The organism is Crenothrix polyspora (assembly GCF_900163755.1).
In the GTDB taxonomy this organism is placed as follows: Bacteria; Pseudomonadota; Gammaproteobacteria; order Methylococcales; family Methylomonadaceae; genus Crenothrix; species Crenothrix polyspora.
Window position 1 is genome coordinate 17,720 of record NZ_FUKI01000137.1, and the last position, 12,720, is coordinate 30,439.

At 45.5% G+C, this 12,720-nt stretch carries 15 protein-coding genes; 11 read left to right on the top strand and 4 right to left on the bottom strand.

Annotated features, from left to right (window positions below):
• Nucleotides 1–47 precede the first annotated feature (47 nt).
• Nucleotides 48–1,655, top strand: a complete 1,608-nt coding sequence (locus CRENPOLYSF2_RS13730; protein WP_087144518.1) for an ABC transporter ATP-binding protein — start codon at nucleotides 48–50, stop codon at nucleotides 1,653–1,655.
• 218 nt (nucleotides 1,656–1,873) lie between these two features.
• On the opposite strand, the gene CRENPOLYSF2_RS13740 is transcribed toward CRENPOLYSF2_RS13730, so the two are convergent.
• From CRENPOLYSF2_RS13740 to CRENPOLYSF2_RS13755, 4 genes are all read right to left on the bottom strand, one after another.
• Nucleotides 1,874–2,065 carry a FitA-like ribbon-helix-helix domain-containing protein gene (locus CRENPOLYSF2_RS13740; RefSeq protein WP_419185574.1) on the bottom strand — a complete coding sequence of 64 codons (192 nt, stop codon included), beginning with the start codon at nucleotides 2,063–2,065 and terminating at the stop codon, nucleotides 1,874–1,876.
• Nucleotides 2,066–2,077: 12 nt separating this feature from the next.
• Nucleotides 2,078–2,422 carry a hypothetical protein gene (locus tag CRENPOLYSF2_RS13745; RefSeq protein ID WP_087144520.1) on the bottom strand — a complete coding sequence of 115 codons (345 nt, stop codon included), beginning with the start codon at nucleotides 2,420–2,422 and terminating at the stop codon, nucleotides 2,078–2,080.
• Nucleotides 2,423–2,477: 55 nt separating this feature from the next.
• Nucleotides 2,478–3,227 carry an alpha/beta hydrolase gene (locus tag CRENPOLYSF2_RS13750; protein WP_087144521.1) on the bottom strand — a complete coding sequence of 250 codons (750 nt, stop codon included), beginning with the start codon at nucleotides 3,225–3,227 and terminating at the stop codon, nucleotides 2,478–2,480.
• A gap of 407 nt (nucleotides 3,228–3,634) precedes the next feature.
• Entirely contained in the window at nucleotides 3,635–5,224 is a 1,590-nt protein-coding gene (locus CRENPOLYSF2_RS13755) for an ABC-F family ATPase (protein ID WP_087144522.1), read from the bottom strand.
• A 547-nt stretch (nucleotides 5,225–5,771) separates the two neighbouring features.
• Here CRENPOLYSF2_RS13755 and aroQ point away from each other — a divergent pair.
• The 10 genes from aroQ (at nucleotide 5,772) to CRENPOLYSF2_RS13805 (ending at nucleotide 12,628) form a co-directional block, all read left to right on the top strand.
• The gene (gene aroQ / locus CRENPOLYSF2_RS13760) at nucleotides 5,772–6,215 is read left to right on the top strand and encodes a type II 3-dehydroquinate dehydratase (RefSeq protein ID WP_087144523.1); all 444 of its coding nucleotides are present in this window, start codon (nucleotides 5,772–5,774) and stop codon (nucleotides 6,213–6,215) included.
• 6 nt (nucleotides 6,216–6,221) lie between these two features.
• A complete protein-coding gene (gene accB, locus CRENPOLYSF2_RS13765; RefSeq protein WP_087144524.1) occupies nucleotides 6,222–6,659 on the top strand; it encodes an acetyl-CoA carboxylase biotin carboxyl carrier protein in 438 nt (145 codons plus the stop codon).
• 20 nt (nucleotides 6,660–6,679) lie between these two features.
• Nucleotides 6,680–8,023 (top strand): acetyl-CoA carboxylase biotin carboxylase subunit, encoded by a 1,344-nt coding sequence (gene accC / locus CRENPOLYSF2_RS13770; RefSeq protein ID WP_087144525.1) that lies wholly within the window; start codon nucleotides 6,680–6,682, stop codon nucleotides 8,021–8,023.
• A 184-nt stretch (nucleotides 8,024–8,207) separates the two neighbouring features.
• The gene (gene prmA, locus CRENPOLYSF2_RS13775; RefSeq protein ID WP_087144526.1) at nucleotides 8,208–9,086 is read left to right on the top strand and encodes a 50S ribosomal protein L11 methyltransferase; all 879 of its coding nucleotides are present in this window, start codon (nucleotides 8,208–8,210) and stop codon (nucleotides 9,084–9,086) included.
• 24 nt (nucleotides 9,087–9,110) lie between these two features.
• A complete protein-coding gene (locus CRENPOLYSF2_RS13780) occupies nucleotides 9,111–10,307 on the top strand; it encodes a class I SAM-dependent rRNA methyltransferase (protein ID WP_087144527.1) in 1,197 nt (398 codons plus the stop codon).
• Between the two features lie 18 nt (nucleotides 10,308–10,325).
• Complete coding sequence (locus CRENPOLYSF2_RS13785; RefSeq protein ID WP_087144528.1) at nucleotides 10,326–10,523, top strand: hypothetical protein; 198 nt, start codon at nucleotides 10,326–10,328, stop codon at nucleotides 10,521–10,523.
• Between the two features lie 4 nt (nucleotides 10,524–10,527).
• Nucleotides 10,528–11,055 carry a hypothetical protein gene (locus tag CRENPOLYSF2_RS13790; protein WP_087144529.1) on the top strand — a complete coding sequence of 176 codons (528 nt, stop codon included), beginning with the start codon at nucleotides 10,528–10,530 and terminating at the stop codon, nucleotides 11,053–11,055.
• Between the two features lie 11 nt (nucleotides 11,056–11,066).
• Nucleotides 11,067–12,050, top strand: coding sequence for a tRNA dihydrouridine synthase DusB (gene dusB, locus CRENPOLYSF2_RS13795; RefSeq protein WP_087144530.1), 984 nt, complete (start codon nucleotides 11,067–11,069; stop codon nucleotides 12,048–12,050).
• Nucleotides 12,050–12,334 carry a helix-turn-helix domain-containing protein gene (locus CRENPOLYSF2_RS13800; protein WP_087144531.1) on the top strand — a complete coding sequence of 95 codons (285 nt, stop codon included), beginning with the start codon at nucleotides 12,050–12,052 and terminating at the stop codon, nucleotides 12,332–12,334. The genes dusB and CRENPOLYSF2_RS13800 overlap by 1 nt, the downstream gene beginning before the upstream one ends.
• A gap of 51 nt (nucleotides 12,335–12,385) precedes the next feature.
• Nucleotides 12,386–12,628, top strand: a complete 243-nt coding sequence (locus tag CRENPOLYSF2_RS13805; protein ID WP_087144532.1) for a DUF6398 domain-containing protein — start codon at nucleotides 12,386–12,388, stop codon at nucleotides 12,626–12,628.
• The last annotated feature ends 92 nt before the right edge of the window (nucleotides 12,629–12,720 follow it).

Below are 12,720 nucleotides of genomic sequence, written 5' to 3' on the forward strand. Positions count from 1 at the left end.
CCTTCATTTACCCCACTGTGACTGTTCAAACTACACCACCCAAGCTTATGCCACTGTTATTAGTGGAAGAATTGACTGTCGCATTCAACCCTCAGCAACCCGTTGTTGATGCTATCAGTTTTGCGATTTACCCAGGTGAAACCTTTGCCTTAGTGGGTGAATCCGGCTCAGGAAAATCGATCACTGCGTTGTCGGTATTGCGCTTATTACCTAACAACGCCAAGCTGTCGGCAAAAACCATTAAGCTAGCGGATGATAATTTGCTGGCCAAATCAGAATACGATCTGTGTAAAATCCGTGGTCGCCGCATCGGTTTTATCTTTCAAGATCCTATGTCATCGCTCAACCCCGTGATGACGATTGGTAGCCAAATTAGCGAGGCTATCAGCATTCATTTTATTTTATCTAAAGACGAACTGGCGGCAACAACGCTGAAATTATTGCAGCAAGTTGAAATTCCCCATCCTGAGCAACGCATTAAAGATTACCCACACCAATTATCGGGTGGTCAGCGCCAGCGCATAATGATTGCTATGGCACTGGCGGGCAAACCAGATTTATTGATTGCCGACGAGCCAACAACCTCGTTGGATGTTACCTTGCAAGCGCAAATCATGGTGTTATTAAAAAATATCCAGCACCAAACTGGTATGGCACTGTGGTTTATCAGTCACGATTTAGCACTGGTTTCAAGCATTGCTGACCGTGTTACCGTAATGCAAAAAGGTAAAATTGTTGAAACTGGCTTAACTGACGATTTCTTTAACGCCCCCCAACACCCATACACACAAAAATTATTGGCCGCGTTGCCGTCTATCCATCATGTCGGTAATAAATCCGAAAATACCGCTACTGCCGCTACGCCGTTATTACAGGTTAAAGATTTTTATTGTCATTACCCGATTCGTAAAGGACTTTTTAAACGCATCATCGATGTTGTACGCGCGGTGGATGGGGTTAGCTTTGCGATTCCACGCGGTAAAACCTTGGCCTTGGTCGGCGAATCCGGTTGTGGTAAAACCACGCTGGGTAAAAGTTTATTAAATTTAATTCCGGGCAGTACCGGCCAAGTCACTATTGATGGGATTGAGCTGCATAGTTTGAACGGCGAGGCATTGCGCCAACAACGCGCCAATATCCAAATTATTTTTCAAGATCCTTTTTCGTCAATGAATCCTAGAATGTTGGTGGGTGATATTATCAGTGAGGGCATTCGTGCTCTACAACCCAAGGTAACGCCCAGCGAACGCCAACAACGTGTGCAGCAATTACTGTTGCAAGTCGGTTTGCCAGAAGAATCTGCCCTGCGTTACCCACACGAGTTTTCCGGTGGTCAGCGCCAGCGTATTTGTATCGCACGGGCGCTAGCTGTAGAACCCAAACTCATTGTCTGTGATGAGCCTACCAGTGCGCTGGATGTGTCCATACAAACGCAAATTATTACCTTGTTAAAAAAGCTGCAACACGATAAAGGCGTTAGCTATTTGTTTATTACCCACGATCTGGCAGTAGTGGCAGAAATTGCCGATGACATTGCGGTGATGTATCAAGGCAAAATTATTGAATACGGTAGCGCGGTCAGTGTACTAAAACACCCGCAACACGCGTATACCCAAAAATTATTGGCGGCAGTTCCGGTAAAAAGAACTTCATAATTGAAAATGAGGGGGGTTACGCAATAAATTGGCTAGTCAAAAGGATTGATTAAATCCAAACCACAGAACTCGAAATCTTTGATGTTACGAGTTGCCAGCTTAAAGTTATGGGTTCGAGTTATTGCAGCAATTTGAGCATCTGGAAAACGCATAGGGCATCTAATTTCTTTTCTGTGTACCCCATGATGTCGGCATAAACCCGCGCAGACGCATTAATACTAAAAATCCATCGGCTCATGTGTGATATGTTTAAGCAAATTTAACTCAACACCGTGAGTTTCACCAAATAATTCTAATGCTATATCGCCTAGTTTTTTTTCTGAAGTAACCGTTTGTTTAAGAATTTGACGCACCTCTTCTTCCATTGAAACACCGTGTGTTGTGGCGCGAAGTCGCAACCTTGAAAACACATCTTCATCTATTCACCATTCCCGCCATTCTTCAGTAACATCACCGGAAAAATCAAAACCTGCAACTGATAGAACCAAATCTATCAATTCACAAATATCCTCACGCTGACCTGTTTCAATAAGGCTGTGCTGACACTGTGCATTCAATACATTCAGGCTCAACACCAAGGCTTTAACATGATCTAAAGCCAACGCTGGATTGGTATTGTTTTCGCTCATTGCTGTGATAAATATCTCTAACAGCCTTGCACAGTCACCAACCTGTTTTTCACTGTAATCTGCGCAGTCAGTGTTTTTAATAAAGTCAGTCATATCGTGTAATAACTTACACTTAAATGCGTCAATTTGATTTTCCATTGTGGCTTCCTTATTCACTGTATATAACTCTCGTCGATCGATAAAGCGGTAGCATTTACCTTAACAGCTCACTGTATTGAGGATTTTCCACTATTGTTACATGGTCTGTTTTGGCGATAATTTTAGATGTGACAATACCGGCCTTAAAATGCGTTATTAATTGTTCTGTTTGTGTACGCGGAATGACGGTATCGTTTTCCGCCATTAATATCAAGGTTGGCGCGGTTACTTTAGCAGCATAACGCCAAGATTCAAATTTATCGATCAATAGCCACTTTACCGGAATAAATGGATATTGCTGCGCCGCAACCTCCTGAATGCTGTTATAGGGAGTCACCAAAATAAGGCGATCAACAGCTCTTACGCTGGCTAAATGAATAGCAATACCTGTCCCTAAGCTACGGCCTATCACAGTGACACGTTGGTATTTACCGTAAAGTACATCAAACAAGGCCAGCGCATCTTCTATCAATGCTACCTCGCTGGGTTTACCGGTACTTGCGCCATAACTACGGTAATTCATTGCGTAAATACTCTGCTCAGGAAAAGCTGTTATAAGACGTGGTAGGCTACGATCAACATTCTCTGCATTACCACCAAAATAAATAACAGCTGTGTCTGAATTTTGGCGTAATTTTACACTTACTTGCACTTTGGCCTCTGTGCTAGGTAAAGTAATGTGCGTTACACCAACATTTAGTGAGCCTGGCTGTGGAAAGTAAAGCAATGCGCGCTGGAAACGATACAATCCCGCGCACAGTACACAATAAGCAATGATCAAGGTACCGAATACGATGCGTGCCATAGCGTTAAATAATCCAATGATATTTAAACAACTTGATACAATAGCGTGTGTGCAGTTACTGATTTAGTAAAAAAATCATGGTTATAAAGTTGGGTTAGCATTAGCATAACCCAACTTTTTTTCAAACCATTATGTTAGATTACGGCTAACGCCTAACCCAATCTGTTATCAATTAAGCATAAAACGCAGTGAAATATTTAGCTCGCCCGTGCCAGGTACAGCGTTTTCACAGTTCAATAGTTACAGCGTAACCGTTCGCACTGAGCTTGTCGAAGTGTGCCGTTCATGCTTCGACAAGCTCAGCACGAACGGTGGCTGTAACTGTCCTAAGTTGAAAACGCTGTAAGTATATACCGTGCCATATTATTTCTGCTTAATGTGAAAGTTATAATTGCTAAGACAAATAATTATAAACTCTGACTTTGCAAATAATCTTCGTAATTACCATTAAAGTCAACAATGCCGTTAGGCGTTAATTCAATAATTCGTGTTGCCAAAGACGACACGAACTCACGATCATGGCTGACAAACAGCAAAGTACCTGGGTAATTTTCCAGCGCGGTATTGAGCGATTCAATTGATTCCATATCAAGATGGTTAGTCGGCTCATCCAACACCATAATGTTATTTTTTTGCAGGATCAGTTTACCAAATAACATACGCCCCTGCTCACCGCCTGATAACACCTTGACCGGCTTATTAATGTCATCCGAGGTAAACAATAACCGGCCTAAAGTGCCGCGTATGGATTGGTCATCATCAGATTCTTTACGCCATTGACTCATCCATTCAATCAAGGTGATATTTTCAGCAAAGTCATCGGCGTGATCTTGTGCGTAATACCCCACTTCTGCATTTTCCGACCATTTCACTTTGCCGGTATCGGGCTTTAAATCACCGACCAGCGTGCGTAATAAGGTTGATTTACCGATACCGTTAGGACCGATAATTGCTATTTTTTCACCCACCGCGACCATCAACTTAAGATTTTTGAACAGCGGTGTTTCGCCATAACCCTTGCTCACGCCCTCAACCTCTAACGCCAAGCGAAACAATTTTTTGGTTTGATCAAAACGAATAAACGGATTTACCCGACTGGAGGGTTTAATATCATCTAACTTGATTTTTTCCAGCTGTCTTGCACGCGAGGTGGCTTGCTTAGCCTTAGAAGCATTCGCTGAAAAGCGGCTGACGAAGGTTTGCAACTCAGCCATTTGGGTTTTCTTTTTGGCATTACCGGCTAACAATTGATCGCGCACTTGCGTTGATGCCGTCATGTAATCGTCATAATTACCAGGGTAAACCCGCAATTCGCCAAAATCCATGTCGGCCATATGGGTGCAAACACTGTTCAAAAAATGCCGATCATGTGAAATAATAATCATGGTGCAATTACGGTCGTTAAGCACATCTTCCAGCCAGCGTATGGTGTTAATGTCCAGGTTGTTAGTAGGCTCATCCAACAGTAAAATATCGGGATTGGCAAACAGCGCCTGCGCCAACAATACCCGCAGTTTCCAGCCTGGTGCAACCGCACTCATCAAGCCGTAATGCTGGTCTTGTGGTATTTCCAAGCCTAACAATAACTCACCGGCTCTGGATTCTGCGGTGTAACCATCCATTTCCGCAAACTCCACCTCCAGATCAGCCACCTGCATACCTTGTGCTTCGGTCATATCCGGCAACGAATAGATACGGTCACGTTCCTTTTTGATATGCCAAAGTTCTTTATGCCCCATAATCACGGTGTCAACCACACTGAATTCTTCGTAAGCGAATTGATCCTGACGCAAAATGCCCAAGCGCTCACCTGGGGTAATGCTGATGTTACCGGCAGAGGGTTCTAGATCACCGCTCAAGATTTTCATGTAAGTCGATTTGCCACAGCCGTTGGCACCAATCAGGCCGTAGCGGTTGCCATCGCCAAATTTAACAGAGACATTTTCAAACAGGGGTTTAGCCCCAAACTGCATCGTAATGTTTGCGGAGGTTATCAAAGTGTTGTTCCGAAAGAGTAAATTAAAGGGGTGATATGAAGGCGAACAAAGTATTGAACGTTGGTTTTTAGATTGTTGGCTGTATTTTACCCTAATTAGCCTTCATTCCGTTATACAATCTCACGCTTATCGGCTATAGCTAACGTCTATTGTGGTACAGCAACGAGGTATTGTAGAAAACCAGCGAATTACTGCTATGCAGGAGTAGGTTTTATGGGGGTGACAAATATTTTGATTAGCATTGTGACGCTTTTTTAGTAATCCAGCTCATCACTCTGATTGTCGTAAACACAAAAGCTATTTGAAGCAGGTTAACTGATACGAGGCGCTTAAAATTAACCGTATTGACTAAAAAAGCCATGTTCGCTTGAGCTTGCTAAGTCTTTTATTTTATTGTACAAATTGTTTCTTTAACCGATTCATGACTAGGCTGAAAAATCTTGGTCGCAAATTTATATTGTAGCGAAAATACTCTATTATCTGGACAAAATACTGGAAATTAGGCAAAATTGCTCGCTTTATTGCGTTTACCACCCAAAATAACTCAATGGCAGCAATTTCCGTACTCAATGGCCCCAATCTAAACCTGTTAGGGTTACGTGAACCAGGTCACTACGGCGTAAAAACCCTCGCCGACATTCAACACAGTCTCGAAAAGCAAGCTAAACTGCTTAACCATCAGCTCAGCTTTCATCAAAACAATGCCGAACACGACATCGTAGAGCTGGTACACCACGCTTACACAAATGCCGTTGACTTCATTATTATCAACCCCGCTGCATTTACCCACACCAGTGTTGCTATACGTGATGCACTGCTGGCAACAAAAATACCTTTTATAGAAGTGCATTTGTCCAACGTCCACGCCCGTGAGCCGTTTAGAAAGCACTCGTATTTCTCAGATATTGCCAAAGGCGTTATTTGTGGATTAGGCGCAACCGGATATGAACTGGCCTTGCAGGCTGCACACCAGATACTAGCAGAGAGATAAAACCCCATGGATATTAGAAAAATAAAAAAACTCATCGAAATAATAGAAGAATCTGGCATTGCCGAATTGGAAGTGAAAGAAGGCGAAGAGTCAATACGCATCAGCCGTTATTCTTCCAATACCGTGATGGCCGCACCGGTTAATTATGCAGCCGCACCACAAGGCGCAGCACCGGCCATAGCGGCTGCACCGGCGGAAGAAAAAATCACCGGACACATCGTCAAATCACCCATGGTCGGCACGTTCTACCGTTCGGCTTCGCCTGGTTCCAAAACATTTGCTGAAATTGGCCAAGCAGTTAAGGCTGGCGACACCTTGTGTATCATCGAAGCCATGAAAATTCTCAACCAGATTGAAGCGGACAAAAGCGGCACAGTTACCCAAGTTTTAGTGGATAACGCCGAACCTGTCGAATACGGTCAACCTTTGTTCGTCATCGCATAACTCAACCGGTAGGGAAACGTATGTTCGACAAAATAGTAATCGCCAACCGTGGTGAAATTGCCTTGCGCATTCTTCGCGCATGCAGAGAATTGGGCGTAAAAGTAGTTGCTGTGCATTCTGAGGCCGACCGAGATTTAAAACATGTACGCCTGGCTGATGAGTCGGTGTGTATTGGCCCTGCGTCATCCATCGACAGCTACCTGAATATCCCCGCTATTATCAGCGCAGCCGAAGTCACCGATGCCGAAGCTATTCATCCGGGCTACGGATTTTTATCGGAAAATGCCGACTTTTCGGAAAAAGTTAAACAAAGCGGCTTTGTGTTCATAGGCCCCAATGCTGACACCATCCGCATGATGGGTGATAAAATCTCAGCCAAAAAAGCCATGATTGCCGCCGGTGTGCCTTGTGTGCCAGGCGACAACACGCCGTTGGGTGATGACAACAAGACTAATTTGAAACTGGCGCAGGAAATTGGCTATCCGGTTATTATTAAAGCCGCTGGTGGCGGTGGTGGTCGTGGTATGCGTACCGTGCATACTGAAGCTGCGTTAATCAATGCGATTTCTATGACTAAAGCCGAGGCTGGCAGTGCGTTTGGTAACCCGACCGTGTACATGGAAAAGTTTCTGGAAGATCCACGCCACATTGAGTTTCAGGTCATGGCTGACTCGCACGGCAATGCCATCCATTTGGGTGAACGCGATTGCTCCATGCAGCGCCGTCATCAAAAAGTGGTGGAAGAAGCGCCCGCGCCCGGCATTACCGAAGCACAACGTAAAGCCATTGGTGAACGCTGTGCCAGAGCCTGTGTTGAAATCGGCTATTTAGGTGCGGGTACTTTTGAATTTCTTTATGAAAAAGGCGAATTTTTCTTCATTGAAATGAACACCCGCGTACAAGTCGAGCATCCGGTCACCGAAATGGTCACTGGCTTTGACATTGTTAAAGAACAACTGCGTATCGCTTACGGCGAAAAATTGTCGATCACCCAGGATCAGGTCAAAATGCAAGGCCATGCGATTGAATGCCGGTTGAACGCAGAAGATCCCAAAACCTTTATGCCCTGCCCTGGCACGATTGACCAGTTCCACATGCCTGGCGGCCCTGGCATACGTTGCGAAACCCATATCTACAACGGCTACAAAGTGCCACCGTATTATGACTCCATGATCGGCAAGTTGATTGCCCACGGCGAAAACCGCCAAAGTGCTATCGCCCGTATGAATACGGCGTTGAGCGAATTGATTATCGACGGCATAAAAACCAACATCCCCTTGCAGCAAGACATTATGAATGACAGCGGTTTTGCCGCAGGTAGCCAAAATATTCATTATCTGGAAAAGAAATTGGGTATTACCTGATAGTTTGTTATGAAAAATACCCTGTAGGTTGGAGTGACACCAGGAACCCCAACATTGTGATGTACATTGGGGTTCGTTATCTCACCTCAACCTACACATCGGTCTACAACGGGATTAAATCCCACACAAAAACAGGGTGTATGCACCCTGTTGTTTTTTTAAAGACACTGTTTTCTAGGACACTATGGCCTGGCATCAACTTTCTGTTATCAGCGACGAACACACGGCGCCGGATATTGCCGATTTTTTCAGCGACTTGGGCGCAGTTTCGGTCACCTATATGGACGCTGAAGACGAACCGGTGTACGAACCGGCTATCGGTGAAACCAAAATCTGGAGCAACACCCAAGTGATTGCCCTGTACGAACTGGACGCTGATCCAAATGCTATCAAAGCCCAAGTGATCGAACACTTCCAAAGCCAGTCTTTGCTTAACTGGCAATACGACGAAATTGGCGACCAGGCCTGGGAACGCGCCTGGATGGAATTCTACAAGCCGATGAAGTTTGCCGATAAACTCTGGGTCTGCCCCACCGACCAGCAACAGCACGAGCCAAACACCGTGTGTTTGATACTCGATCCCGGTCTTGCATTTGGCACGGGCACGCACCCGACCACCGCTTTATGTTTAGAATGGTTGGCCAGTCATGATCTGACCGGAAAAACGGTAATCGACTACGGCTGTGGTTCAGGAATATTAGCGGTCGCTGCGGTGTTATTAGGCGCAAAAATTGCCCACGCGGTCGATATCGACCCCCAAGCCATCACCGCCACCGAAAGCAATGCCCTGAAAAACAATGTGCAGGACAAAATCCACTGCTATCTGCCAAACGATTTCCCTGTTATGCAAGCTGATATTGTCTTGGCCAATATACTGGCTAAGCCTTTGATAGACATGTCAGACATGATTGCCAGCTTACTGGTGTCAGGTGGCACATTGATTTTATCCGGCATTTTGCATGAACAGGCCGACGCTGTTATCAACGCCTACCAAAGCCACATCGCGCTAGAGCCATTGGTGCAACAAGAAGACTGGATCCGCTTGTCGGGTACAAAACATTAACCCTCACATATTCCAGACCAAACCATGGCGCACCCCGAACTTTACCTTAAAAAAAACGAAGATATACGCCTGCGTAAAGGCCATCTTTGGGTTTTCAGCAACGAAGTGGACAGCAAACGCTCACCGCTGGAAAGCTTTACTGCTGGTGACTTAGTACACATTATCAGCAGTGATGGCAAGAACATGGGCACAGCCTACGTCAACCCCAACACCTTGGTGTGTGCGAGGCTTTTGTCGCGTAAAGCCAATTTAAAATGTGGCATTAACTTTTTTAAAGACCGCATCGCCACCGCCTTGCAACTGCGCGAAAAACTGTTTGATAAACCCTATTACCGGCTGATTTTTGGCGAAAGTGACGGTCTGCCAGGCTTGGTGATCGACCGTTTTGGCGCTGTGTTGTCGGTACAAATTACCACCGCTGGCATCGACCAGCGCAAAGATACCCTGGTTGCCGCCTTGGTGGAATTGTTAAGCCCCGTCGCCATCGTGCTTAAAAATGACAACAGCCATCGCACCCAGGAAGGCCTGAGTCTGGAATCAGAAGTCATCTACGGCACACTGCCGGACACTGTGCTGATTGAAGAAAACGGCGCACAGTTTAAGATTGATATTCTAAACGGCCAAAAGACCGGCTGGTTTTATGATCATCGCGCCAGCCGTGCTGTGGTGGCAGGTTTTGCCAAAGGCCAACGGGTACTGGATTTATTCTCTTATACCGGCGCGTGGGGCGTTCCTGCGGCACTGGCTGGTGCTGCGGATGTGATCTGTGTCGATGGCTCGGAAGCTGCGTTGAATCTGGCTTTGGACAATGCCAAACTCAATAACACCGTGGATAATATGCAGTTTATCCGCTCAGACGTATTTGAGTTTCTCAAACAAGCGCGACTTGACAATGAGCTGTACGACATTATTATCTTAGATCCGCCTGCACTGGTTAAACGCAAAAAAGATTTTAAGCTGGGTTATGAAGCCTACCGGCGCTTAAATCATTTGGCGCTGCAAGTATTGGCCAAAAATGGCATCTTGGTGTCGGCTTCATGTTCGCATCATTTAAGCCGCGAAAACCTGCACGAATTGCTGCGTTCATCGGGCAAACATATCGACCGGCATCTGGTGTTTTTTGCCAGTGGTGGCCAGGGGCCGGATCACCCGATTGACCCTGCCGCGCCAGAAACCGAATATTTAAAGACATTTTTTTGCTCAGTCTCTTCAAGCTTATAAAGTTATTGAGGCATCGTTATGGCCACTGTAGAATATAAAAAACCCTGCGATCTTTGCGGCCAGCCTGTCGAAATTGAAGGCTTTACCCTGGTTACCGACAAAGGCGAACAACTGTTTTGTTGCGGGGGCTGCGTCAGTATTTATCGCTTACTGCACGGCAATGTGCCTGTAACAAACCCTAAATCATCATCACATAATAAAAAAGAGGATTCTTAAAACAATGAAAGCCTGTGATTCTTGTAACGGCCGTGCTGTCATCGGCAAACACCACAATAATGTCCCTGTCTGGAAAAGGGCAATTGGCATGGTGCTGGTGTATTTACCCATCGTCACCTTGCCGTTTGTGTTTATCAGCGCCTATTTAACCTATTACCACCTGATTTTAATCGGCGGCGAGAACATTAAAAAATTCTCGGATTTTTTGCCGGAACGTGCCAGCCATCGCTACACCATGAAAAACCAGATCACGATGGATGCGTCTTTTATGGCCAGTTTATCCCAGTACAGACTGTTCTGGATTTTAAACTGCACCTGGTATTGCCCCGTTAGCGTCGCGTTAATGGAATGGCATGCCTATTTGGTAAAACTGGTGGAAAACTGGTGGTGTCCGTTCACCCACGAGAAAAAAGAAGGCTATAGCAATGCCAAAATTGACAAGTCTTTCTGGCATATCTACCCCGAAGACATCGTTAAATTAAATGAAGAAGACCGCGACAACCCCATCTGGAATGACGAGCAAGATAAGTAAATCGGTCGCTCATGCACATAGGATCATATCAACTCAGCAATAGGCTGATCGTCGCGCCGATGGCTGGCATCAGTGACCGCCCGTTTCGGGCTGTGTGCAAACAGTTTGGCGCAGGCTTGGCTGTGTCCGAAATGGTTGCTTCCCATCCCGATTTGCGCCGGCATGAAAAGACCTTGTTAAGAGCCAATCATAACGGTGAAACCGGCTTACGCTCGGTGCAGATTGTCGGCACCAACCCTGAGCAAATGGCGGATGCCGCCCGATTTAACGCACAGCGCGGTGCGCATATTATTGATATTAATATGGGCTGTCCGGCTAAAAAAGTCTGTGCAGTCGCCGCAGGTTCGGCGTTGTTGCGCGATGAAGTTTTGGTGCAGCAAATTCTGGATGCGGTTGTGGGTGCGGTGGATATTCCGGTCACGTTAAAAATTCGTACCGGCTGGGACACACACAACCGTAACGCAGTGAATATAGCCAAGATCGCCAAAAACGCAGGTGTTAGCGCGTTAACGATTCATGGCCGCACCCGCGCCTGCAAATTTGAAGGCCACGCCGAATACGATACCATCACCGCCGTTAAACAAGCCGTCAACATTCCGATTATTGCCAACGGTGATATAGATAGCGCGGAAAAAGCCGTACAGGTTTTACAGGAAACCGGTGCTGATGCGATTATGATTGGCCGTGCTGCACAAGGTAATCCGTGGCTGTTTGCTGAAATCAACCATTTTATGCGCTACGGTACAGCCTTGGCCAAGCCGTCGCTGACTGATATTCATCACGTACTCGCCGATCATCTGGAAAAACTCTATAGTTTTTACGGTGCTGTGATGGGTGTTAGAATAGCCCGCAAGCACATCGGTTGGTATTTTAATCGCCTTGACAGCATCAGCCAAAGCACCAAACAATCAATCAACCAAGCGCAAACACCCACCCAACAAAGTCAGTTGGTTGCTATGGTATTTAACCATTTAACGAGTGAGATTGCCGCATAATGGAAGCATCCCAAAAAAACGCCGAAATTGTTGAAATTAAGCCCAGACGCGCCGATGACGTGCCGCTGTCTATCCATGTTAAAATCGCCATAGACCATTATTTTGCCCATCTCAATGGCTACGATGCCGTTGATTTATACGAGATAGTGATGAGCGAAGTTGAAAAACCGTTATTGGAAGCCGTGCTGGAACACACTGGGCACAATCAGACTAAAGCGGCTAAAGCTTTAGGGTTAAGCCGTAGTACGTTACGCAAAAAACTCGATCAATACCAGATTTCGTAAGGCTGTTCGCAAAAAACCACTTTTAACTAATTATCTTGGGGTACTTTAAAAATGGCAAAATCTGTGCGTGTACCTGAACAAATGCAAGATAAGTTTAATAGTATCGTAGTGCTAACTGATACATTTTGTGACCAGTATCTTAATGATGAATATAAGGAAATGGTTCGGTTAGCCGTTGCAGCACTTTGCCGGAAGCGTCCATCACCTTTATTAAAAGGCAAAGAAAACACTTGGGCTGCTGCTGTAGTACATGCGCTAGGCATGGTTAATTTTTTATTTCAATATGAAGGGTGAAAACCTCCGACTTTAGTCGGACAGATTTCATTTCAATATGAAGGGTGAAAACCTCCGACTTTAGTCGGACAGATTTCATCACTAAAAGTTAG